Here is a 23,116-nt window from a genome sequence, read left to right as displayed (position 1 = left end):
TCAACCCACGTGCCTACCTCGAATACGTGCTCACTCATATTGCGGACCACAAGGTCAACCGCATCGACGAACTGCTTCCCTGGAACGTGGCCGACAAACTGAAGCTGGCCGCTCCGCTCACGTCCACGGTTTGACCGGGTAGATCCAGATAGATCGTGGCCACGATCATGGAACGATCTTCACGTGGTCTACGCCGGACCTACCCACGCTCTCACATCATGCCCCACGCGCGCGCGAATCGGGGACCGGCCCTGCCGAGCCGCTTACAAAAAAAACGATATCTGCGATTTTGCACGGAAATGACAATTACTCATCAGAAAATCATTGCGAGACGACGATGCTGAGCCACCACGAATTGGCAACCTTGATCCTGGTGAGATCTGCGCCAGATCAGGTGGAGTTGAATCAACCCGACCTGAGCGCACTGCTGGAGAGGGGGCTCGTAAGACTGGAGAGACTCCCGTCTGGAACCCAACTCCCACGTGTCACGACCCACGGAAGTTTCGTGCTGCGGTTGCTTTCACCGGCATCTTTCCTCGCAGTTGAGTGAAATGCGGCCGTTTGCGCCACGCGTAGTAGCCGCTCGTCAACACGCCCAGCAATGCTGGCTGGCGATCGGGATGAGTCGATTCGGCTCACCCGAACGCACCCTGCGTCAGGTCTTTCTCAAATTCGACCGTCCACGTGGTGCCATGTCCGATTTGGTATTCCCTTTCCTTGAGCGTCGACTTGCGAATGATGGTGACATAGCCCTGAAGAGGGTAGACCTCGTCCACGACATCGGTCGTGTCGGTTTCCTGAAGCATAAAGTCGGTCTCGGCAAGCTGGTGACGGTGCAAGATGGCAACGAAATCCGCTTTTTCGTCCGGCGCGATCACTGACATTTGACGTCCCCCTATCGAACGCTCGACGTCTCCAAGTTAGCACAAGCGTCGACGCCGTGGCGGCGAGGCGCGCGTTCAGTACCTTGATGCAAGGGAGTCGATCTCGGTCGACCACGTTTCGATGCGCACTCGAAGCCGGATCCCGTCAGCGATCATCGGGCTTTGGCCAAGGACATTGACGAGACGCAGGGGCACGCTGTCACGGATCGGCGCAATCGAGCCGGGGATGATCGGCGTGATGAGGCCAATCAGAATGCTCACGAAATGCGATTTCGAAGAGACGCGAGAATGCGGTTTTTTTGCTGGATTTCGCAAGGCGATTTTGGTTCTGTCGCAACAAGACGATTTGCTATGGTGAGCGTCCTTGAGACGAACGATGTGACCGACGATGAAGACGCCAAATGCCGCCGTGAGCAAGGTGCCTCCCGCTTCTGTTGATGAGCGGAAATGGTCTCGCACACGTTGCAGCCAACTGGTTGTTAGTTTTTCGAGGTTATCGAATTTGTCTGCGAGCCGCGTCCGGGCTGGATTTCTGATGGGCGGAGCCAGATCGATTAGAGTCCAGATTTCTGGACACAGCGAATGACCGGGAACCCATGCTGGCAAGTGATTCCAACGAAATTGAGCCTGGAGCAGTTCGAGCAGTTTGTCTTGCCGCATCTGAGCCGGGGCCGGCGCGGACCGCCCCCGACGCTGGCCTTGCACAAGATCTTCAACTACATCCTGCAAGTGCTGTACATGGGCTGTCAATGGAAGATGTTTCCGATCGAAAGGAATGCCAAAGGTCGGCCGGAAATCCACTACACACGTATCTACCGCGCGATGGGCCGCGGGCTGGCCGATGGTTGCATGGATGCCATCTTTGCGGGCTCGGTGAGCAGGCTCCATAATGACAAGCTGCTTGATCTGACGGTCATTCACGGCGATGGCACGACGACGGCCGCGAAGAAAGGCGGCGATAACCTCGGCTACAGCGGCCACAAACATCTGAAAGGCGACAAGGTGGTGGCCTTGTGCGATCGTCACTGCAACGTCATCGCGCCGCTCATCACCGCACCCGGCAACCGCAACGAATCGCCCCTGCTGCGTGACGCGCTGCCCCGGCTCAGCCAGATAGCGCGCGCCATCGGCATGGACCTGCAAGGCGCGATCGTCAGCCTGGACGGCGTCTACGACTGCCGGGCCAACCGCAAGGCGATTTTCAATCGCGGCATGTTTCCCAACATCCCGGAAAACCCTCGCGGGCGCAAAAATACAAAACGCGGTCGCAAGCAGCGTTTCGAGCAGGCCATCTTCGAGGAGCGCTTCAGAACCATTGAGCGCGTCTTCGCCTGGGAGGACAAATTTCGCCGTCTGCTGCTGCGCTTCGAGCGCATCAGTGAGGTGCACTACGCGCTCAAAACGCTCGCCTATACGATGATCAACCTGCGCCACTACTGCTAAGCTTCATCCTAGGGCACGCAGTTCATCAATGGCGCAGCGCGCCATGAACAATTACGCCATTTATGTTTGCATTCCTGAAGATATTGTCCTGTTGATCAACCCGCTAGACGTCATTTTTCGCAACTATCCATCCTGCTTAGCAGGTTCGTGAATGTCGCCGGCGTCCTGCGAGCCGCACAGTCACGAAACTAGCAACCAGTTGATGGACTATCGAATCATCTATGAGCACAGTCTCGTGTCTGCGCCGAACGATTTCATCGTGCACGTCCCATCGCAGATGATCTGCGATGTACCGGTCACGGTGCCTCGGGCACTATTGCCAGAGTTCGTTGCCAATCTGATCCGTGAGCGCTCGCCGTCGATCGGGCCGCATTCGTAACCTGAGGATTCTTTCCTGGGCCGTTGGGTCTTCCCTGCGGACCGATGATCGTTGCAGAAGTCTCCCGTTTTGATCATCTACGGGGACGAGTTTCGCAAGGGGGGCAGGTATAAACGACTGTCCGTGATCTGGCCGGCGAAGCAGTCTGCGAGGCTGCGCCAGCCGATTTGACATAAAAGGAATGATCGACGTTTAATTCGCAATCCTATGTTTACTGAGCCGAAGAGGTTTCAATTTGTGCAGGAGGCTGCTGCACAAATTCTGGATTCGGCCATGCGTTCAGGTTGCGCGGTGACAATTTGCGCAAGGTGGGGAGGGCTGGCTTGCGCTGGATCAGTGTGGCGACACGCTCTTCAAGTTGCTGATGATCGAAACGTCGAAGGGGGAAGATTGCCTGTCTCACGAGGCCACGATGAAGGGTCTCGAATTGGCGATTGGTGACCTGGCCAAGGTGTTGGATGCCGTGGACATGGAGGCTGACTGGTCGCTGGAGGAGCGTGAGCAGGCGTCAACTCCGTTACCATCGCCTGGTATGTGAATCCGAAATCAGTAGCTCAAACCCGCCAGTTCTCTCCGGAGCCTGGCGGGTTTTTCTTTGCCTGCGGGGCGCGGGCTACATACAGCGGTGGAGTCGCTCAGCCGTTCCACGACTCGACGTTCAGGACGATCCGTGCGACCGGGTTGGCCTCTGCGGACTGTGGAGCGAACTTGATCTGGGCGAACGTGACGACGCCGAGAGCGACGACCAAAAGCGCTCCGGACGCGGCGATGCGGGGAAGGTATTTCACAGAGACCTCATTTTGATGGCTAACCAGGAACCGGCGAAGCTGACAGGCGTGTCGAATCACCTGCAGCGGCATGTCTGTCCGCAACCGGGCAACGCCGGAAACGGTCGTCAGATCGCATTTGCCGATCGGACGGGGCTTGTGCAGTGCACTATAAATGGTTTATTCGCGTGCGCAGTGCGACACCCTGTCGCCAGCGGATTCTTAATTGCTTGAGCGTTTCGTGTAGGAAAGATTTCTGTAGGCCGTAACGTGCCGTCATGCTATGTGGGCGATTCTCGCAGGCACGGACGATGTCGAGGTGGCCGCCTCGACAGGCTCCCCGCTGGAGCCCGCTAGACCTAGGCTACATTGCGCAGCTTGGAGCTGCGCTCTGCTTGCTTCTCGAGGAAGCGCTTGTAGTGCGCCTCCAGGTAGACCGCCTGTTCTGCATTGGGCGTCTTGCGCAGACGGGTATGGTCACCCACCAGACGGGCACGTTCCGCCTCGTCGATCGCATCAGAGAAGAGCAGATTGCCGGTCTTGGGGTGGACTGACATAAGGTAGCCGTCGTAGACCTTGTCCAAAGTGCCCGCGAGCAGCAAGCCATTGCTCGGGTCCAGCTTCTCTACATCGCTGCTGTCCTTCCATGGCTTGGCATGACTCGCGACCAGCGCTCTCAAGGTGTAAGCGCCGGTCACTGCACACTGGCCCTCCCAGGAGACCGCGCCGAAGCTGGGGCTGAAGTCGGATCCCAGCGACATGGCCGATGCGGAGCTTATAGTGGGTCGATGGACTCCGACCCTTCCGATCCGGCTTCCGTTCTCCAGTCGCGAGTCAGTCTGCGCGGCGTCAGCCCGCCGGTCTGGCGGGGACTCCTGGTTCCCGAGCAGATCACGATTGCGCAGCTGCATCAGGTGATGCAGCTCGCCATGGGCTGGAACGACGAACATTGAAGATGGGTTTGCGGACGGTATCAATTGCGCTATCATTAGGTATCAACTGATACTTTAGTCGGGAGTCGCATGTCACTGATTACGCCTGAAGCAGTGGCCGCGGTCATGGAACTGCGGCAGGTCCCGCACACGCTCGCGGAACTCGAGGCACTTGTCCGCGACGGCCTGCCCAAGTCCGCGCTGCGAGCGGGCGTCGAACATGCGACGCAGGGTACCGACGCCCGGCGTGCGCTACTTGCCCGCATCATCCCCGAAGCGACCTATAAGCGGCGTCGCGATCGGCTGACGCCAGACGAATCGGAAAAGACTGAGCGGCTGGCCAGGATCGTCGCGACGACGGCCTACGTCTGGAACGACGAAGAGGACGCGCGGGAATTCCTGTCGACGCCGCACCCGGAGCTCGAAGGGAGGGCGCCGCTCGATGTTGCGCTGACCGAGCTCGGCGCGCGCCGGGTCGAAGAGCTGCTCTGGAAACTGTTTTATGGGTTGCCGGCGTGAAGTTGTTTCGAATCGCCGACACTCGACACACGGTCTGGAGTGGCACCGGCGCGATGCTGGTGGGCGGCCGCTTCAATAGCCCGGGGCGACCCGTCATCTACGCCGCGTCGACCTTCGCCGGTGCGATGCTCGAGGTTCTTGTTCATGCGCGCATCGGCAAGGTACCGAAGACACACGGATGGGTTGAAGCAGCGGTTCCCGACGATATTCGCGTCGAACGCCATTCGGCCGAATCGTTGCCGGGGGGATGGGATGCGCCAGCACTGCAGGCGGCAAGGGAGTTCGGCGACGCTTGGCTGACCGAGTCGCGTACCGCGCTCCTGATCGTACCTTCCGTCGTCGTCCGTGCAGAGTTCAACGTGCTGGTCAATCCCGCACACCCCGACGCGACGCGGATTGCCGTGACCGAGCCGCAACCCGTGGTGTGGGACGAACGCCTCTTTGCGATGCCGTCGGTCGGACATTCCTAGATTATGATGGTGGTCGGCTAGCCTCGCCTCGACGCTTTGCTCCTCGAGGGAGATGACTAGGACGTGGCTTCTAGTTCAGTTCGCACTCGCCGCCCGCAATGGCCAGTGCAGCGCCGTCTTATATGCTCCTTGTCTGGTTGCCAAAGCCGACACGGCTGTCAGTTTTTGTCAATCGCCCTGGTGAGTTGACATAAGATAAATTATCAATCGTACCCTTATTATTTTCGATATCCTATCGGTCAGGAACTCAAGACGTCGTTGACAGGTGCCTGCCTTGACACCTCAGCCGATCGTTTGTACGCTTGTGTTAACGAATTTGTTAAAGGTGGCGTCATGTCAATCCGCACTCAGGACGTTGTACCCATCAGCGAGGCTCGTTCGCGGCTGACAGAACTGGCAGAGGATGTTGTCGCGGGTGCCGAAAAGGTCCTGACGAAAAATGGTTCGGCATATGTGGCGCTTGTCGACGCGCGAAAGCTTGATTACTACCATGCGCTCGAGGCCGAACATGGGCGTTTGCTGATGCTCGACGATGCCGAGGCAGGTCTTCGGGATGCGCTCGCTGGTCGTGTCAAACCGCTTGACGAACTGCGGACCACGATGCGGCGTCGCGCTGGCTCCAGGTAGTGGTCCATGTCGATTTCGCGAGGACCTTTGAGGAACGACTGGAGACAATCCAGGAATTCATGCTGGATGTGATGACCGCGACGGACAGGATCGAGAAACTATGGAGTGAGATCTTGCGCTTCGGCGATCTCGTCGCGCTCCATCCGAAGATCGGACGTCCTGCCGGAGGACTCGCTGCCGTGTCCGTCGAAGGTCAGGTGCGGATGGCTCGGGTGATCCGGCTGGCTAGCGAAGCGGGCCTGCCTGAATTGCGCGAGTACGTACTCTATCCCTATCTCCTCCTGTATGCGCATTCCGATACGCACGTCCTGTTGTTATCGATTCGGCATCAGCGGGAATTGGGGGTACTGGTCTAATCCTTTTAAGTTTGTGTCCGGTGTCTTCCAAGTCACCAGAATTTTTTTACCCATATCGGTGACGGCAAGTCGTCGCCAACGAAAGAGAATTACGCGAAGGCCATGCAGACATATTTCGACGGTAAAGACGCGGTGTGTATAACCGTTGGCGCTGTGCCGTTCAATGCCGCGCATTCTCGTACGAGGAACGGGCGGCCGAACCTCTTGTAAATCTAGGTCTTCTGACCAAGGAGTCGACCAGCGTTCAGGACGACGGCTCGGCGCACAGAATGGTCCCCGGCTTTCACTATGCGCTGACTGACGAGGGCAAGAAGTCATACCGCCCCGCAAATCCTGCGAAGGAATCGAAGATCTGTCGCGGCAAAGCGAAGCTTCTCGCAATAGCCCAAGCGACGTCGGCCTCCGACAAGCCGAACGTTGGCGACAGGATCCTTGTCAGATTCGAGGCGAAGCTTGTTGACCGTCCCCGTTGGGACGACGAGGCGGTCCTGCGACCAGTGCACGTCGAGGTACTTTCAACGGAGAACGACCAATACCACGGCGAGTATTTTCTGGAACTGACCAGCGGCGGCTGGGTCGTGAATCCTTCGCTGCTATAGCAACTCACGCAGCGGCAATGCGCTTTGCGACTTTGCGACTCGGAACGGGAAATGAAGAGAAGTGCGGACAACAAGCTCAAGGTGGTAGCGGTGCGCGTCAATCCACAAGTCGAGCACAGGTTGCGGCTGCTCGCCGAGGCAACGGGACGCAATCAGTCGTTTTTCCTGCAGCAGATCATCGAGCGTGGCATCGACGCGATGGAAGAAACGTGGCGGCGACGCTCGCGAAAATCCGTCGCGGGGATTTTCCTGAACTGCAGCAGCCCGGGTCGACGCCCGATCTCTTTGGCGACTGACTTGTAGGACGTTGGGCTCGACCATAAGCCCATGGCAGATCGTCGGGCTCAGTTCGGCCAACTGCGGCCGCTCGCTCGAGCTTTCATACGGACGTTCGAACGTCGCCTCGGCCTCGACACCGGACCTTCATATGCAGAGCATGTCCGTCGCGTATCTCGCGGCAAGATTCATTGCGTGGTGCGGTATCAACGAGGTAACCCAAAACCAGGAGCCGGATTCGTCGCAACGGTTCATTTCATAACCGCACACCCCGTGGGCGCTTTTTAGTAGCCACGGGAGCCTTTTAGAAACCGGTTCTGGGCGGCTACGTTGGCACACCCTTATGAACGGGAAGACATACCTTGATCGTGGTGCCGTTTCCCGGCGAACTGACAAGATCGATTTGACCACCCAGCATCAGCACGCGCTCCTTCATCCCCGCCAGCCCGAACGATCTTTTTCTGGTCGCCAGAGGATCGAATCCTTTTCCGTCATCCCGTACTTCCAGCAGACAGGCATCGGGCGTTCGCTCGAGCGTGATGGTCACCTGCATGGCCGCAGCGTGACGGGCAACGTTGGTCAGCGCCTCCTGGGCGACGCGAAACAGCACGATAGCGCGGTCCTCGCTCAGCACGAGAGTCTCGTCCTGCAAGCGGAGTCGACACACCGTGCACGGATTGCGGTTGAATTCGGCAGCGAGCCACTCGAGCGCAGCCACAATGCCCGCGTCTAGTGCTGCAGGGCGTAGCGACGCGATGACGCCCCGGACCACCTGCATGGTGGTGTCTACCTGGGCGGTCAATGCCCGGGCCTGTTCAACGAGCTCAGGGTGACCGTCGCCAAGCTGCATAGCCAGTACCGACGCCCCCATACGAAGCGCGGTGAGGTGTTGTCCCAGTTCGTCGTGCATTTCCCGCGCAATGTGCTTGCGCTCTTCCTCCCGAGCCGTCTCTCGATGGGAAGTGAGTTCCCGCAGCATCTCGTAGGACTCGTGCAAGCGGTGCTCCGCTTCCTTGCGGTCCGTCAGATCGAGCACGAAAGCGACACCCTCGTTTCCGCCCTCCTCGAACGTGGCGACGCCGATCAGCACGGGCACGCGGCTGCCGTCTTTCCGGACGTACTCCTTTTCGAACGGTTCCAGGCGCCCAGTCACTTTCTGTTGTGGTATCCATTGACTCAGGTCACGGGCTAGCCATTCCGGTGGCGTGAGGTCCATCCAGCGCAGCCGGCCCGCCATGAGGTCCTCGCGGTCGTAACCCACGATGCGCAGAAACGCGTCGTTGGCCTCGATGATTTTGCCATCGAGATCGTAGATCATCTTGGGTGAAACGAACGACGACGCCTCGATCTTTTCGAAACCCGCTGAGCTTAAGCGATTCAGCAATTCGATCTTGACTTCGGTCGGCACACAAACCGGTTCTGCTTGCAGACCATCCCTCGGTCCGACTTCAACGAGTTTGACCTGCGTCGGCAATCCTCGTACGGAGCACAGTTCGTCGTGAAGCACTTCCAGCATGGATAATCTCCAGAAATCAGCACGCGATAAACTGCGCCCGAGTCAGTCAGAAGGTGTGGCGAATGCCGACGTTGACAGCGGTCGTTGTAGCGCCCATTGGTACCGCGAAGGAATTCGGCGCCAGCACCGCGAGATTGGTCTGAAACGCCCCTTTGTTGTGCGCAACGCCCACTTGAGCGTACAGCGTGGTTCGTTTCGAAATGAAATATTGTCCGCCCGCCGCAAACATGATCGACCGGTTCTCGCTCGCGCCCTTGTTGCTGGCGTAGTACGCCCCGCCGTCAAGGGATATCGCTGCCGTCACGGCATAAGTCGCGCCCAGGCCGAAAACATTCACATTCGACAGTGCAGCGCTGGAAGAAGGATTCAAATAGTTCACCCAGTCCGCCTTGACACTCAAAGAATCCACCGTGTATCCAATCGCTGCCGTTTTGCCGATTGCGACTGTCTGCCCGGATGTGGGGTCGGCCGCGGTGTAATACGCAGCGTTGGCGAAAAACGCCGCTCCTGCGTAGGACAGTGACGCCGACATTCGCCGGCCGTTTTTTGTCGAGCCGGGAACACCCCCAACTGCATATTCCACTGCGCCGGTCAAGCCAAGCCAGGTGGGTGTTGTGTACACAATCGCGTTGCTGTCGAAAATCCCAGTAATCCCGAACTGCTGAAAGTACTGGACCAGTTGACTGCCGAATTGGGGCATCCCGCGGGGATCACCGCCGGTTACGGCGAGGAAGAACGGAGAGAATTGAAGCCCGAAATTGACCTGACCAAACGGGCCAGACGCGCCGATCGTCGCAGCGCGCCCGAAGATACCGCCATTGGAATCGCCAAGCGCGCCCGTGCCCGTGGAAAAGCCGCCCTGCAGGTTGAAATTGATCTTATAGCCGCCCCCAACGTCTTCCGACCCGCGGAACCCGTAGATCGACGGTGACCACGCACCATCAAGAAAACTTACGCCGCTCCGCCCATTCGACGAAGTCTTGTTCTGATACAGAATTCCTGAGTCTAATATTCCATATATCAGGACGCTGCTCTGAGCACTTGCGTTCGTTGCCGTCGCACAAAGAATCGCTACAATAATCAACTTCCTCATGCCTGTCTCCTGGTTATCTTTTTAGAATAATTAGCAACTGCGGATTAGCAACACACGAATCCTTGACATCATTTCGCATGCCTAATTATTCTTGTTAAGTCTATCCTTTTGATCCGATGCATCCCGCTCCTATGGTGTAACAGTAGCCGATGAGGCCCGCAGCAGCTATTGCTCTACGCGATCAAACGGAGGCACGATTTTTAGCTTCCCGCGATAGGCCTATTGAGAACCTTGCCGCAGGCAAGAGGAACCGCCGTCACCCCGCCGCGCGACTTATTGATAGCGCCTGCTCTCGAAGAGCACGCCGCATGATCTTCCCAGAGCTCGTCTTGGGGAGATCACTGACAAATTCCACTTCGCGAGGCAACTTGTAGGCGGCGAGACGCTCCCGGCAGAAAGTCAATATTTCTTCAGGAGTCGATGATGAACCTTCTACCGCGACGATGAAGGCCTTTGCAAGCTCGCCTTTGATATCGTCCGGAATTCCCACAACCGCAGCCATGGCGACAGACGGGTGTTCACAAAGAACGCGTTCGAGTTCCGCTGGATAGATGTTGTAGCCGCCCGTGATGATCATGTCTTTAAGACGATCGACCAGGAAGATGAAACCATCCTCATCCATATAGGCGAGATCGCCCGAATGAAGCCATCCGGCCGCATCGACGGTTTCGGCTGTGGCCTCGGGACGATGATAGTAGCCCGTCATCGTCACCGGCCCCTTGATCAGCAGTTCGCCGACCATTCCGGGTGGCAGCGTTATGTCGCTGGAATCAGGCTGGGCGATACGGGCTTGCAGGAACGGTAACGGAATCCCGATTGAACCCAGCTTGCGGGGCCCATACGCGCAATGCGTCGTACCTAGCCCTCCGAGTTCCGTCATTCCCCATAGCTCGATCAGTGGTGCACCGAATCGGGCTTCAACCTGCTCCATCTTTGCAAGCGGCATCGTTTGACCGCCAATCGTGCATCGGGTCAACGACGACAAGTCGTACCTGTCAAGGTGAGGCGAGTTCAAGAGGTACATATACATTGTGGGAACGCCCTCAAAGAGGGTTGCCCGATATTTTTCAATGCTGCGCAGAATGGATTCTTCGTTGAATGCAGGATGCAATACGAGTGTCATGCCATACGCCATCGCACTGTTCATCACGATGTTTCCATACACATGCGAGCACGGCAGCGCACTGACGACAGTATCCGCCTCGGTTCTGACATGAAATATCGAAGTCATCGCCGTGTTTAGAAGAATGGCGCGATGAGACAGAACGGCACCCTTTGGCTTACCGGTGGTCCCGGACGTATAACCTATGGTGCTAGCATGCTCCGGCTCGATTGAAGCGACGGGATAGGCCGCAGAAGGCTCACCCGAAACAAACTCTTCGAAGCACTTGATGCCTGGTGCCGAGTTTCCGAATGAGATTAGAATCCTCTCGTTATCGGCGAGCGACTGCTGAAGTGCAGTGAGCTTTTCAATTTGCCCAAATACCGCGACCGCGTTGCAGTCCTCGATCGCATACGCTGCCTCGGGGGCCGTCAGCATGAGGTTGAGTGGATTGACCACACCACCGCACTTCAATATCCCGTAATACGCAATAACCCACTGCGCGCAATTCGGCGAATAGATCGACACGACCGCACCAGACGTAACGCCATGCTGTTCGAGACTCTGTGCCACCTGCGAGGACAGTCTGTCGATCTGACGAAACGTCCATTGCTTGTCACCGACTACAAGGGCCGTCTTATCGCCGTACTTGCCCGCAGAGGCTGCTATTAGCGCCCCGATTGACTGTTCCACGTTACCTCCATGATGGCACTTCCCGTGGCATCCGCACAGCCGCGGTAAAAACTGACCGTCGCGGCCGTGCCAGACGTCTAATCATGATCAGGAGGCGCCGCCATTCACTTCAATAACGAACAGCAGGACACCTCTTGAACGCTCATTGCTGGAGCGGCCTCTCCATGATCGTTTGCATGTCGCAATACTCCGCCAGTCCATGCAGCGAGTTTTCGATCCCCATCCCCGACTGCTTTTGGCCGCCGAATGCGATATCAGGGCCGAACACGTGCACCTGGTTGATCCACACGGTCCCGGCCTCGATCTTCCGCGCCACCGCCCTCGCCTTCTCGACATCCGCTGCCCACACGGAGGCAGCCAGACCATAAACCGTGTCGTTGGCGCGTTTGATGACGTCATCGATGTCGCGGTACTTGAGAATGGGAAGAACCGGCCCAAACGCCTCCTCGACAACGCACCGCGAATCTTCGGGTGGATTGTTAATCAGGGTCACCGGAATGAAGTACCCAGGTCGATCGAGCGGAGCGCCGCCGGCAAGAACCTGGTGCCCCTGAGACACAGAGTCCTCCAGCAGATCACAGACTTTTTCATACTGCATCCTGTTCTGAAGCGGTCCCAGCTGGCTGCCAGGCAGAATCCCGTTATCTACCCGCACGCTCCTTGCATAGTCGACGAGGGCGGACACCAACGGTTCGTAGATGTCTTCATGCACGTACAAGCGCTTTGTCGCAACGCAAAACTGCGCGCTGTTCTGAAAGCTTGCCCAGAACAGGTCTTTCGCGATTGCCTTTGGATCGACGTCCGGAAGAACGATCGCCGGGTCATTTCCGCCCAGTTCGAGCGTGAGCCGCTTCAGATTAATCGCCGCGCTCTGCATGACCTTCTTGCCGGTTGCAGTCGACCCGGTGAATGCGATTTTCCCTATGCCCGGATGTTCCGTCATCCATTGCCCCAGGTCGTTTCCGCCGGAGATGATGTTCAACACGCCGGGTGGAAGCACCTTCTGCGCGAGCTCGCCGAACCACAACGTGCAGAGCGGCGTATACGGCGACGGCTTTAACACCATCGTGTTGCCGGCCACGAGCGCGGGCGCAATTTTCCAGACGGCCAGCAGCAATGGGAAATTCCACGGCGTGATACCTCCAATTACGCCGATAGAGGTAAAGCGGGTGACCACCCGATTCTCACCGTCGTCGCGCACGACTTCCTCCGGCAGCGATTGCTTCGCAATCTCCCGCAGCCAGTAAATGGAGCCGCCGATCTCCCACTCCGCGCCTTCACGAGGCTTGCCCTGTTCGGTCGTCAGGAGCGTAAGGAATGCCTCCATGTTTTCCGCAATCAGATCGGCCAGACTTGTCAGGGCCTGCTGTCGAACGGAAACCTCTGAATCGCGCCATGCGGGGAACGCGGCTCGCGCGGAGCTAACAGCCAGATCAAGATGATGCCGGTTCGCAACCGGAAACCTTCCAATCGGTTGTTCTGTTGCTGGATTGATCGCAACATCGAACTCGTCAGTCAGGACGCGGCTCCCATTGATCGTCATTGCAAAATCGTATGTGGAGTGTTCCTGATTCAAAACTGTCGCTGCCTTCACCATTCTCGTCTCCATTGCATATGCGGGCGAACCGCCACCACGAACTCGAACTCTGCGGCAACGATCAATCACTCCATGTGAAGAACCGCTTTGATCGCATGACCTTTCTCGGTTTCTTCCACGGCCTTGTTGATTTCGTCGAACCGGTAGTGCGTCATGATCCTGTCGACGGGAAATCGGCCTTGCTGATGCAGTGCGATCAGGCGATTGATGAAAATAGTGGGCACGCTGTCACCCTCAATGATTCCGCGCAGCGTCCTGCCAAACAGGATAGAAAGCATGTCGAGCGTCACCTCCGTGCCCGCCGGCGGCAGGCCGATCGAGCCGCAGACTCCACGCGCATGCAAACACTCAACGGACTGTCTCAGGACCCGGGGAACCGCGGTCGTTTCGAGCGAATAATCAGCGCCACGGCCGCCCGTTATCGACCTCACGAAGTCGACCGGATCGTCTGCTTTTCCGTTGACGACATGCGTCGCTCCTAAAGTCAACGCCAGGTCCAGCCGTGCCTGATTCAGATCGACCGCGACGATAGTGGTACACCCCGCGAGCCGGGCGGCCATCACAGCCGAGAGTCCGACCGACCCCGCACCGAAAACGACAATCGAAGTACCGGCTCGCGGATTCAGCGTGTTCAACACCGCGCCCGCTCCCGTTTGAATCCCGCATCCGAACGGCCCGTAAAGCGGCAAATCTTCGAGCGATACCGAGTCAGGCACCTTGACTACGTTGCGCGACGTCGCGAGCGCATGCGTCGCAAATGAAGATTGCTGAAAAAAGTTGGCGCTTATCTCCTTGCCTGCCAAGGTGATAGAAGGTGACCCGTCAACACGTTTGCCACTGAAGTTGTTCGCCATGAGGTGATCGCAATAGGCGGGCGCGCCCTCCTCGCAACTCGGGCAATGACCACACGAATGATAGGAGAGCACCACTCGATCTCCCTTCCTGAATCGCGTGACGTCACGGCCAACACTTTCGACAACACCGGCACCTTCATGACCTAGCACGATGGGTAGAGGAATAGGAACATACTGGTCTCGCACGACGAGGTCGGTATGACACACTCCCGAACCGACAATACGCACGAGCACTTCATCGGGGCGAGGGTCGCTCAGGGTCACGGTCTCGACAGAAAACCGACCGGACTTCTCTTTAACAATCGCTGCCTTGATTTCCATGATGGTCCCCTTCAAGCATTTGGGTAACGGACCGCCGGTCATTTGCGCTGTTCCATGGAACATACCGGTCGGCGTGGCGGGAGCAAAACCCGCCTGGAAAATTTCTGCACGCTGCGTCAGGCACATGCCACGCGTGTGCTCGCATGGCCAAGGGAGAGCCTCAACACCTCGAATCGCTCCACTGGCACAGCAAATCTCTGGAACCCCAGACGTTGGAGTTCACTGACGATTTCCACCGTCGGAGCAGCGCCCAGATCGATGCCGACCAGTTCCTCACGCGTCCGAGTCGTTGCTGCCAGCTCACGCAACGACTGGCGCAGGAATCCATGCAGCGTGCGAAGCGGGGAATGCGAGAAATTCCCGGCCGCCGCATACTGGTCGATAAGATCAGCGGAATAGGACAACTCATCGGGCCAGCCCTGGAAAGTCCGGACGATTTCAGGGATATCGATCCAGACATCGACACCCTCAACCGGTGTCGAGGCAAGGTCCGACAGCAGTGCGGCGTTTTGCACCAGCACCCCAGCCCGAACACCTGACTGTCGGTCTACGGCTTTCCTGAACGCCACCATCTCCGCGACGTCGCAAACGGCTGGCAACAGAACGGTGACAGCGTCGTGATTCGCATCTTTCGCGGCGTCGCCAATGGCCTTCACAAACGCCGCGTTCAATCGGGGGGCGCCCAATGGCAGCAGCATGTGCGGATCCAGCGTGGCCCATCCCTCCACCATGTGCCGAGCCCGCGTGCCACTGAGGCGCGGCAGGCGTATCGCCACAGGAAGCCCGCCAGCAGCAGAAAGAAATTCGCGGCACACTTCCGTAAACGGCCCCTGGAAACGCGCTTCAATTTGGGTCACAGGCGCCGACGCGTTGGCACTGAGCGCCTGAACTGCTTCAACTAGCCCGTCAGCACGCCCGTTCGCGATCAGCAAGTCCACGGCAGGGACGATTCCAATGCCAGCGGGCTTGCGTTTATCGAGCGAGGCCAGTTCGCCCGTCATCCGGATGGACGCCCAGATCGAGGCTTTCGAGCATTCGTCCGCCCACTGCAGAAGCTGAGAGAGTTGCGCATTCGCTGCGCCGGTGACGTCCATCGGGATCACGCCCGCATAGATCTGCCCGGTCTTGCCGTCAATGGACAGTTGATCGCCTTCCGAAAACTGCCGCCCACCGACACGAAAAGTTCTCGCCTCGGTGTCTATCTGAAGTGCGCTACACCCCACCACACACGGTTTATCCAGAGCTCTCGCGACCACTGCCGCATGGCTTGCAGAGCCGCCGCGCGCCGTGACAATGCCGTGCGAATGAAGCATGCCCCTGACATCCAGCGGACTGGTCGTCGGACGAACCAGAATGACGCTCTCGCCGGTTGCTGCCCGCTCGACGGCACGGTCACTTTCTAGTACGGCCGCGCCGGTAGCGTGGCCAGGCGACGCCGGCACCCCTTCCACGAACAGGCTTCCGTCTACCTTGGCCGCGTCTAATGCCTCGGCAAGAAAGCCCGGCCGGACCAGTTGCCGAAGCTGTTCATCGCTGACGCGACGAATGGCTTCTTCACGGGAAATAAGGCCTTCGTTCGCCATCTCGACCGCGATTCGCACGGCCGCGGCCGCAGTGCGCTTCGCCGATCGGACCTGAAGCAGATAGAGCTTGCCTCGCTCAACGGTGAATTCAATGTCCAGCGCATCCTTATAAAGTGCTTCCAGACGGGTCCCAACGCCGGCAACCTCAGCTGCGATCTGACTCATCTCCCGAGACGGCGCACCCATGGATTCGGGCGTTTTCGTGCCCGCCACTAGGTCTTCGCCCTGGTGGCCAGCAAGATATTCACCGAAGAGGCGATGTTCGCCAGTAATGGGGTCCCTAGTAAATGCCACACCGGTACCCGAGTCCAGATCCAGATTCCCGAATACCATGGCCTGTATCACGACGGCCGTACCGAGATCGTCGGAAATCTTGTGGTGCTTTCGATAAGCTTTGGCGCGCGGAGAGTCCCACGATTCAAAGACCGCTGTCACCGCGGCGTCCAGCTGACCGCGAGGAGACACGGGAGGCATCTCCCCGCATTCTGCCTCGATAGCGCCAAGCAGCTCTTTCTCGAGTGACGAAAAGGTCTCGGCGACCGGCGCTTTCGAAGCGCTTAGCTTCTTTCTGAAGTCCTCGTGCAGGTTCTCCGAGTCGACCCCGAGCACAGTATCCGCATACATTGCCCAGAACCGGAGCCAGGTGTCGCCCACAAAGCCCTTGTTGCCCGACACGGCCACCAGCTCGGACGCCGAGCGGGCGTCGAGACCGAGATTGAGAATGGTGTCCATCATGCCCGGCATGCTGATCTTTGCACCGGACCGGACCGAAAGGAGCAAAGGCAGGCCCGGTCCGCAGAACGCCTTACCGGTCTTCTGCTCGAGCAGTTGAATCGCGCCTTCGATTTCCGCCTTCAGTTCGTCTGGCAAGCGTCCACCATTTTCGCGGAACGCGCGGAATGCTTCCGTGCTGATGACGACCGCAGGTGGAACCGGCAATCCCATCTGCCGCATTCGGGCCAATCCGGTGGCTTTGCCGCCAAACCGCTCCGCATCGCTGGCGTCGATGGTGTCCACGTCCCACAGGAATGTATTTGTGGCCATGGCTAGTGCACGTCCTCAACGGTTTCGCGGGGACGACCGACCACCGCAAGAATATCCTCGTGAAACTCGAACCAGATGTTATGAATCGAGTCCGCTCGTGGATTGGTCACAAAAGAAGTATCACCCAGATCGACGCGCTCGGTCGCCGTCTGGAAGCGGTCCGCGTACACGCCATAGCGCGGAATCTCCGGCTCGATCTTGCGCAGCGCCACCATTTGGCGCTCCACCACTTTCAGGAGCTGGGCGAGCACCCTGCCATCGCCATCGGACGTTTGCCATTCGCTCACAAGGCGCAAAAACTGGGCGTTCAGAATTTCGAATTTTTCATACCAGTCGTTCACTGCAGTACGCTTTTCCCGATAGGCGACTTCGTAGTACCCGAGTACGGGCCCGACGACCGCTCACGTCGAGAAGATATTCGCCATTGATATGCAGGATTTCGCCGTTCTCCACCGCCTGCGCCAATGCGCTCTGCACCGTATCCTCTGGCAGGCGCACACATTCCACAACCGCCTTGAGATCACCCATCTTCTTCAGATAAAGGGCGTTCAGCACAAGAAAAGCAGTTTCCGTCAACATCGTCTCTTCTCCACCGTGAGCGGGACGGAATGGCTACCCACTCCGTCCCTCGGGTTACAGCCAGGCGTACTTCGAGCTGCGGATGTCCGCACTCTCTGAAAACGGTAAATATCCCGACCCGGAGAAGATTTTCTGTGGCACGACAGACTGCACGAAGTTTCGCTTACCGATCTCGTAGTAGTAGTTCGAGACGCGTTGATCGATTTCCCAGAAATTGAGCTTCTCGTTCACGTAGTCGTACAAACCCGCCTTACGCAGATGAGGCAGGAGCATGCCAACGTAGTAGCTGTAAATCCCGTTCGTGCACAGTTCGCGGCGCGGCATCTTGAGCGTCTTCTTGTACAACTTGAAAGTCGCTTCCTTGATGCAGTCGAGGTGGGACCCGAGATCCTTGATGGGTACCGAATAGACCTCGCCCATCGGCGTATCCCACGTCTCACGGACAAACACCGCGGCGCCGCAAATCGCCGGAATATAGTTCTTCGGGATGGTGAACGTCGTCGAAATGTCATTCACCCGGATTTCTTCGAGCGCCAGCTGTTCCGGGTCGATCAGCAACGCAAGCGTGTAGCAATGAGGCAGTCCTTCGCACACATCGCTCCAGTGATAAACATCCTCGTTGACGAACAGATCGCGGATGATGAGTATCTTTCCGTCCTTCATCTCGTAGGGCCCGGTGTCACCCAGGCCCAGACGGCAGTCGTAGTGGTCAAAGAAGGCCAGCAGTTCCGCGGCTGCATTGAAGCTGGTCAACTGCCCATATTTTTCAGACCCGTGTTCGAAATTCTCACACTGGGAAACGAGACGATCGATGAGATCCTGATCGTGGATCTGACAGCGGTAGCGGTCCTGCGAATTGAGGATATAGCCGTCTTGCCGTTTGCCCCACAAAACCCGCTGGGCAAACTTCAGGATCGTGTTGCTTTCCTCGACGTAATCGTCCGGGCCAATCGCCTCGAGCGCGAGAAGGCCGCAACGGCCCATGCCAAAAGCTACCGCACCGAGACACCAGTCGTGGACGCAATTGATTTTGGTGCCGATCTCCTTGCGCGCACTGGCGCCAATCTCCATGACCCCCTCCGCACCGAGCTGGTCGGTGATGAGACGCATGAACTGAGGATATCGGTAAAACTCCTGCATGAACGACAGGATCTCGTATTCCTGGCGGGGAATCATTCCGGACACGCCTTCCGTTGCCCGCATGACGAGCACATCCCAGATGTTCCACGCGAAATAGTTGTTCAGATCGTTGAGCTCATCAATCGTGAACTCAGGCTTCAGCACGTCCTCGCGCGAGACCCTTTCCATCACGCCGGTTTTCATGCGCTTGCGCATCTCACGATCGCCGGCAATGCCGTCCGGGACTGGAGGAAGATCCGCGTAGTTGCCGGTGTAGAGCAACTGCTGGAACCGCAAGCCGTCGTCGTTCTGCTCGTATCGCTGCTTGTACGTGCTGCGTTTTGCCGTGTCCATTTTGTCTCCTGTCTCTTTTAGCGATCGAGTTAGATAACGACCTGTCCCACCCGGGCATCGGAACACTTCAGCGTGACCTGCTTATCGCTGAGTTCCTTGATGATCTCGTCGAAGTGGGCCTGCGAGGAGCTTCCTACCTCGTACCGCGAGTCACTGTTGTTCAGATGCGCTGTCATGATGCAGGGGATCTGGAACTCCCGGGACAGGATGCCAAGGTGGGATTCTGGCGCGCCGGACATCGTAATGACGCCGATGGCGCCCATCGAAAGAGCCGGCGCCAGGAACGTGGTCGTTCCGCCGCGCACCAGCAGGATGTGATCCTTCAGTTTTCCGCTCTGAATCAGCTTCACCACCGCTTGCGGATCGGGCAGATAGATGATCGTCCCTGACGGTTCTTTGTCAGTCTCAAACGCGTTGTACCCTTCTGCCACTACGGTCATGGCTGTCTCCTGATATTGAAATTGTTCCCCTGCGGGAATGTGTCAGAACGCTTTGCTACGTTGCTGCATAAACCGTGTATTCGATTTGAATGGTAGGCGATATCGTCGGCACTTTCGTTATCCCTGACCGATAAAAATCCGATGCCCGTTTGCTCTCGCTGTTCTGTCCGCAACACCTTGCTCGCACACGAACGGTAGCTGGATCGATTCCGCGAAACAGAACCGGCTGGCCTATTGACTCACCGCTCGGCGATACCCTGAGCCGGTGCGCGGAAGTACGTTAGTAACTCCTCCGGCCAGACCGCCACAAACTCCGCACCGGCAGCCGTCAACTGCGCAGGCGTATGCATGCCCCACGCCACACCCACTGCGCGGCTTCCGGCGCTCATTGCAGCGCTTACGTCACCGACTGTGTCCGTGACAAGAACGACGTCTCCCGCTAGATGGCCGGACCGCTCGTCGTAGCTGGGCGTACCTCGACGGCCAAGGCCATAACTCGGGTCTTCAAGGATGCGCTGGATCGTGTCCGCCTTGTCCGGCTCAACGTCTCCGGAAAAGACATGTCCGAAGCATTCCGCGATGCCTGCACCCAGAAGAACGTGACGGATCGCGTCCATCGCGTTGGATGACAACACGGCCAGTGGATACCGGCGTGCGAGACTGCGGACGACGCCCCGCATCCCAGGTATGACCGACGGGCGGTACTGCTCCCGAAGTAGCTCGAAGAAATAGCTCCGCACCTCCTGTTCCAGGTGAGCGTCGTTGCACACATCACCCAATGCCTTGAAGAGATTGCTTTCGGACAATGCGTAGAACTGTTCGGGCGAGTTCACTCCGAGGTCGAAGCGCCGGTTGACCTGTTCGAACACAAGCCACGATGCCTCCCTGGTCTGAACCAGCGTTCCGTCGAGGTCAAACAGAATCATGCGTAAGGACACGGTCATCCCCGGTTCTTGATGAAGACCGCGGTCTCCGGTGTCGCGTTCAGACGGGTCAGTGACGGTACTTCGAAGAAATCCATGACTTCACCGTATCCGATATGCTCCTGGCACTGCCATTTCGACAGCGTATTGAACGCCACCATATTGGGCCAGCATTGCCAGGGAAACGTCGTGGTCGCGTCGCCTCGTAACTCCCAGGTCCGGTTATCGATATCCGTCAACGCAAGCTGGATATGCTCTGGGTATCGATCCTCGGTGCGAACGGTGGCGCCCGTACCACTCTTGAGTCCATAAACCTTTCCATCCTGCAGGACATAGCCGTGGCTCAACGACAATGTCCTCCCACCTTCGGTCTCATCGAAGGAAAAAATGGCATGGACGACGAAACGTTCTGAGAAATGCGCATGCAACCAACTCATGTTCGGCGCACCCCTCTCCGGGCGAGGCCCCCAGCTATGATCCATCGTGGAGACACAGTCGATCCTGTACCGCCGGCCGCGTACAGCAACCTCGCCAGCAACATGGCCCGTCTGATCGAAATGACCGTTGTAAGCGGTGCCCCACGCAAACTTCCCTTGTTCTGCCTGGGCAGCCACGATCGGGTCCATGTCCGGGTCATGGATGTCGAAAGGCTTCATCAAGGCGGAGTATTTCACGTGAATCTCTGTACCGTGACCGTCGTCGTAGTCAATCGTCCAGATCGTGTTCGGTACAAGGCATTTGACTTTCAGGCCGTTGGCGAGCTGGTAATCCAGCAGGTCTCGCGGCTCCGGGATCGGAAGATGCGATTGAAGGTCGTTGTAGTCCGCCTCCCATGGCGTCAGCGCGCGCCTTGAATTGATGCTGATCGTCGAATTGACGATACCCAGGTTCGGCCTGAACAGCGCGTAGACGCCGACGTTCAGATTCGCCTCGGCTGAGTAGAAGCCGAAGTAGTTTGTTTCCGCCCAGTTGGGTTTGTCAGCGTCGGCGGTGTGGAACTGAGCATCTTCGGCCTTGATCATCGTGTCTCCTGCCAGTTTGATGAATTGGGATTCGTTGCGGTACGGTGGTCTTTGGTCGCGTTCCGCCCGGCTGTCCCTTGTCGACGGGAGCGCGAAAGCGAATAAGTGTTTCCGATCATTCGTGGAACCGGCCGGTTCAGACTTCCCCCAACCGCCGCCATCACGCGGCGCGCCATGACGCACTCATCGACGGCCGTTCGTTCTCGGGCGGGAACACGCACCACGTACCGTCACTGTGACGAAAGAAGAAGAGTTCGATCGGGCCTGCAGCTCTCGACGCTTCGATGCGCACCGTGCGGCCATGATCCGAGCGCGAGCGCCTGATTTTCGTTACTCGAACCAGCATCGCCGAATTGGGTGTGAGCCACTTCTCAACCATCAGGCGCAAGGATCTTTCCGAGCTGACCATCATCCCCTCCCTCAACCTCGCTTCCGTAGATTTGGGCGATCTCGCCCCCGCCGTGCTACCGCAGCGCTGACTCCTCGTCGCGGGTTACAGATCTCGTCAGGAGGCAGCGCTTGAGACAAATTCTAGTCATCGGGCACCGAGAACTGTATAGCCGCCCCAGACGAATAAACGCCGCATTTTTATCCGTAAGGGATAGTTCGGTGCCTAGGTTCACTGTCAATATGCAATACCGCGAGCCGCTAGTGCATCTACCGGGAAAACGATAATGGAGCCCAGATGACTTGTCAGGGATAACGATCGTCAGAACCTGCATGGGAATGAGCGCCGGATTGTGCAATGCAAAGTTCCACGTTGCCGCACCGCACCATATTTGACCGTTTCGCGGCGTGTTCCGGTGGCCGTCCTTTGCCCGCAATCCCGATCGCACGGACGTAGGAAAAACGTGATCGCTCCGACCGGATGCCGGGCACTCCCAGAACAGCCGGCCAACCGCTCATTCAGCGCAAAGGTTGCGGACGACGTGGCGGGGTGCAGCAAGGTACGCAATAGCAAGGAGACGTTGTCATGAGCAACCCCGACGAGCGGGAGGTGGTACCCCCACCGACAAACATCGTGGCACTCTACTCACATCAAGGTGGCGAGGACGCGACCTCACCCTCGGTAGCGCACGCGCTTGAAACCCTTTCAGAAGCCGTGCTCGACGGCGCCGAGTCGGTGGCGTCGATTGCGCTTGATATGGTGCGCGCCGCCACGGGCGCTACGAAGGTCGTGCTGATCAGGCGCGGCTCCGATTGCTGGATGCCACAGACAGTCGTCAGCGCGTCTACGACGAAGCTTCTGGAAGTCGCCACACCCGAACTGCTCCGCGAAGATAACCGCATCCTGTGCGGAGCCTACGAATTGGTAAGGACCTCCCCGATTGCAGGATCGACACCGTCTGGTGCCATCATGGCTCGTGCTACAACCTTCCGGGAAGGGGGAAGGGTTTTGTCGCGTTAAGACGGGAGAGGTAGTATTCGAGCCTGACAAATATGCTTTGGCTGGCCGATGAAGAAGACCCAAACACCGCGAAAGACGCTTGCTGCGGACATCACCCGAGTGCTAAAGCGCCTTCACTATCCGCTCGATGTGATGTTGCTATGCGTGCGGTGGTACGTCGCCTACTCACTGAGTTTGCGTAATCTCGAAGAAATGATGGCCGAGCGCGGTATTGAG

Annotated in this window: 29 protein-coding genes and 2 pseudogenes; 13 read left to right on the top strand and 18 right to left on the bottom strand. The window is 58.0% G+C overall.

From position 1 onward, the window contains the following. Positions 1–134, top strand: a 134-nt coding sequence (locus tag F6X42_RS37885) for a transposase domain-containing protein (RefSeq protein WP_187638990.1), incomplete at its 5' end; no start/stop codon positions are given. A gap of 501 nt (positions 135–635) precedes the next feature. Here F6X42_RS37885 and F6X42_RS37880 read toward each other — a convergent pair. Together F6X42_RS37880 and F6X42_RS37875 are read right to left on the bottom strand one after the other, a co-directional pair. Next, the gene (locus F6X42_RS37880; protein ID WP_187638989.1) at positions 636–884 is read right to left on the bottom strand and encodes a hypothetical protein; all 249 of its coding nucleotides are present in this window, start codon (positions 882–884) and stop codon (positions 636–638) included. 75 nt (positions 885–959) lie between these two features. Further along, positions 960–1,301 (bottom strand): hypothetical protein, encoded by a 342-nt coding sequence (locus F6X42_RS37875; protein WP_187638988.1) that lies wholly within the window; start codon positions 1,299–1,301, stop codon positions 960–962. A gap of 165 nt (positions 1,302–1,466) precedes the next feature. Here F6X42_RS37875 and F6X42_RS37870 point away from each other — a divergent pair, with 165 nt between their 5' ends. Together F6X42_RS37870 and F6X42_RS37865 are read left to right on the top strand one after the other, a co-directional pair. Next, positions 1,467–2,327, top strand: coding sequence for a transposase (locus tag F6X42_RS37870; protein WP_187638987.1), 861 nt, complete (start codon positions 1,467–1,469; stop codon positions 2,325–2,327). Between the two features lie 202 nt (positions 2,328–2,529). Continuing rightward, positions 2,530–2,719 (top strand): annotated as a pseudogene (locus tag F6X42_RS37865) (hypothetical protein); the annotation flags it as partial. A gap of 198 nt (positions 2,720–2,917) precedes the next feature. On the opposite strand, the gene F6X42_RS37860 reads toward F6X42_RS37865, so the two are convergent. Next, a complete protein-coding gene (locus F6X42_RS37860) occupies positions 2,918–3,109 on the bottom strand; it encodes a hypothetical protein (RefSeq protein ID WP_187638986.1) in 192 nt (63 codons plus the stop codon). 9 nt (positions 3,110–3,118) lie between these two features. On the opposite strand from F6X42_RS37860, the gene F6X42_RS45430 reads away from it, so the two are divergent. Further along, positions 3,119–3,244 carry a hypothetical protein gene (locus tag F6X42_RS45430; protein WP_281394089.1) on the top strand — a complete coding sequence of 42 codons (126 nt, stop codon included), beginning with the start codon at positions 3,119–3,121 and terminating at the stop codon, positions 3,242–3,244. 97 nt (positions 3,245–3,341) lie between these two features. Here the strand turns inward: F6X42_RS45430 and F6X42_RS37855 are convergent, their stop codons facing one another. After that, positions 3,342–3,566 (bottom strand): hypothetical protein, encoded by a 225-nt coding sequence (locus F6X42_RS37855; protein ID WP_187638985.1) that lies wholly within the window; start codon positions 3,564–3,566, stop codon positions 3,342–3,344. Between the two features lie 266 nt (positions 3,567–3,832). Continuing rightward, positions 3,833–4,234, bottom strand: a complete 402-nt coding sequence (locus F6X42_RS37850) for an HNH endonuclease signature motif containing protein (protein WP_187638984.1) — start codon at positions 4,232–4,234, stop codon at positions 3,833–3,835. A 27-nt stretch (positions 4,235–4,261) separates the two neighbouring features. Between F6X42_RS37850 and F6X42_RS37845 the strand changes: the two genes are divergently transcribed. From F6X42_RS37845 to F6X42_RS37815, 7 genes are all read left to right on the top strand, one after another. Then, positions 4,262–4,426 carry an IS1096 element passenger TnpR family protein gene (locus F6X42_RS37845; RefSeq protein ID WP_187638983.1) on the top strand — a complete coding sequence of 55 codons (165 nt, stop codon included), beginning with the start codon at positions 4,262–4,264 and terminating at the stop codon, positions 4,424–4,426. A 69-nt stretch (positions 4,427–4,495) separates the two neighbouring features. Beyond that, positions 4,496–4,924, top strand: a complete 429-nt coding sequence (locus tag F6X42_RS37840; protein WP_187638982.1) for an Xre family toxin-antitoxin system antitoxin — start codon at positions 4,496–4,498, stop codon at positions 4,922–4,924. Further along, positions 4,921–5,394 carry an RES family NAD+ phosphorylase gene (locus F6X42_RS37835; RefSeq protein ID WP_187638981.1) on the top strand — a complete coding sequence of 158 codons (474 nt, stop codon included), beginning with the start codon at positions 4,921–4,923 and terminating at the stop codon, positions 5,392–5,394. The genes F6X42_RS37840 and F6X42_RS37835 overlap by 4 nt, the downstream gene beginning before the upstream one ends. A gap of 333 nt (positions 5,395–5,727) precedes the next feature. Then, positions 5,728–6,021 carry a type II toxin-antitoxin system Phd/YefM family antitoxin gene (locus F6X42_RS37830; protein WP_187638980.1) on the top strand — a complete coding sequence of 98 codons (294 nt, stop codon included), beginning with the start codon at positions 5,728–5,730 and terminating at the stop codon, positions 6,019–6,021. Then, positions 6,021–6,377, top strand: coding sequence for a type II toxin-antitoxin system RelE/ParE family toxin (locus F6X42_RS37825; protein ID WP_187638979.1), 357 nt, complete (start codon positions 6,021–6,023; stop codon positions 6,375–6,377). The genes F6X42_RS37830 and F6X42_RS37825 overlap by 1 nt, the downstream gene beginning before the upstream one ends. Before the next feature lie 134 nt (positions 6,378–6,511). Further along, the gene (locus F6X42_RS37820; RefSeq protein ID WP_512699651.1) at positions 6,512–6,976 is read left to right on the top strand and encodes an SEN1982 family lipoprotein; all 465 of its coding nucleotides are present in this window, start codon (positions 6,512–6,514) and stop codon (positions 6,974–6,976) included. Positions 6,977–7,027: 51 nt separating this feature from the next. After that, complete coding sequence (locus F6X42_RS37815) at positions 7,028–7,279, top strand: YlcI/YnfO family protein (protein ID WP_312892999.1); 252 nt, start codon at positions 7,028–7,030, stop codon at positions 7,277–7,279. 298 nt (positions 7,280–7,577) lie between these two features. Here the strand turns inward: F6X42_RS37815 and F6X42_RS37810 are convergent, their stop codons facing one another. The 13 genes from F6X42_RS37810 to F6X42_RS37750 form a co-directional block, all read right to left on the bottom strand. Beyond that, positions 7,578–8,768, bottom strand: coding sequence for a PAS domain-containing sensor histidine kinase (locus tag F6X42_RS37810; protein WP_246530444.1), 1,191 nt, complete (start codon positions 8,766–8,768; stop codon positions 7,578–7,580). A gap of 46 nt (positions 8,769–8,814) precedes the next feature. After that, entirely contained in the window at positions 8,815–9,861 is a 1,047-nt protein-coding gene (locus F6X42_RS37805) for a porin (RefSeq protein ID WP_222945875.1), read from the bottom strand. A gap of 256 nt (positions 9,862–10,117) precedes the next feature. Further along, positions 10,118–11,656 (bottom strand): class I adenylate-forming enzyme family protein, encoded by a 1,539-nt coding sequence (locus tag F6X42_RS37800; RefSeq protein WP_187638977.1) that lies wholly within the window; start codon positions 11,654–11,656, stop codon positions 10,118–10,120. A gap of 142 nt (positions 11,657–11,798) precedes the next feature. Beyond that, entirely contained in the window at positions 11,799–13,253 is a 1,455-nt protein-coding gene (locus F6X42_RS37795; protein ID WP_187638976.1) for an aldehyde dehydrogenase family protein, read from the bottom strand. A gap of 65 nt (positions 13,254–13,318) precedes the next feature. After that, complete coding sequence (locus F6X42_RS37790) at positions 13,319–14,428, bottom strand: NAD(P)-dependent alcohol dehydrogenase (RefSeq protein ID WP_187638975.1); 1,110 nt, start codon at positions 14,426–14,428, stop codon at positions 13,319–13,321. Positions 14,429–14,544: 116 nt separating this feature from the next. Then, entirely contained in the window at positions 14,545–17,055 is a 2,511-nt protein-coding gene (locus F6X42_RS37785; RefSeq protein ID WP_187638974.1) for a pyruvate, phosphate dikinase, read from the bottom strand. A gap of 2 nt (positions 17,056–17,057) precedes the next feature. Next, the gene (locus tag F6X42_RS37780) at positions 17,058–17,396 is read right to left on the bottom strand and encodes a hypothetical protein (RefSeq protein WP_187638973.1); all 339 of its coding nucleotides are present in this window, start codon (positions 17,394–17,396) and stop codon (positions 17,058–17,060) included. Continuing rightward, the gene (locus F6X42_RS37775; protein WP_187638972.1) at positions 17,380–17,634 is read right to left on the bottom strand and encodes a hypothetical protein; all 255 of its coding nucleotides are present in this window, start codon (positions 17,632–17,634) and stop codon (positions 17,380–17,382) included. The genes F6X42_RS37780 and F6X42_RS37775 overlap by 17 nt, the downstream gene beginning before the upstream one ends. 54 nt (positions 17,635–17,688) lie before the next feature. Then, entirely contained in the window at positions 17,689–19,107 is a 1,419-nt protein-coding gene (locus tag F6X42_RS37770; RefSeq protein ID WP_187638971.1) for a hypothetical protein, read from the bottom strand. Between the two features lie 29 nt (positions 19,108–19,136). Continuing rightward, entirely contained in the window at positions 19,137–19,547 is a 411-nt protein-coding gene (locus tag F6X42_RS37765) for a PEP-utilizing enzyme (protein WP_187638970.1), read from the bottom strand. A 239-nt stretch (positions 19,548–19,786) separates the two neighbouring features. Next, positions 19,787–20,473, bottom strand: coding sequence for an HAD family hydrolase (locus F6X42_RS37760; protein ID WP_187638969.1), 687 nt, complete (start codon positions 20,471–20,473; stop codon positions 19,787–19,789). A 14-nt stretch (positions 20,474–20,487) separates the two neighbouring features. Then, a complete protein-coding gene (locus F6X42_RS37755; protein ID WP_187638968.1) occupies positions 20,488–21,492 on the bottom strand; it encodes a DUF7064 domain-containing protein in 1,005 nt (334 codons plus the stop codon). A gap of 160 nt (positions 21,493–21,652) precedes the next feature. After that, positions 21,653–21,871 (bottom strand): hypothetical protein, encoded by a 219-nt coding sequence (locus F6X42_RS37750; protein ID WP_246530448.1) that lies wholly within the window; start codon positions 21,869–21,871, stop codon positions 21,653–21,655. A gap of 594 nt (positions 21,872–22,465) precedes the next feature. Here F6X42_RS37750 and F6X42_RS37745 point away from each other — a divergent pair. After that, positions 22,466–22,900 (top strand): hypothetical protein, encoded by a 435-nt coding sequence (locus F6X42_RS37745; protein ID WP_187638966.1) that lies wholly within the window; start codon positions 22,466–22,468, stop codon positions 22,898–22,900. Positions 22,901–22,948: 48 nt separating this feature from the next. Continuing rightward, positions 22,949–23,116 (top strand): annotated as a pseudogene (locus tag F6X42_RS37740) (IS6 family transposase); the annotation flags it as partial.

Source organism: Paraburkholderia podalyriae (genome assembly GCF_014397785.1).
GTDB lineage: Bacteria > Pseudomonadota > Gammaproteobacteria > Burkholderiales > Burkholderiaceae > Paraburkholderia > Paraburkholderia podalyriae.
Note: the sequence above shows the minus strand (reverse complement) of the source record. Positions and strands in the feature narration are given on the sequence as shown.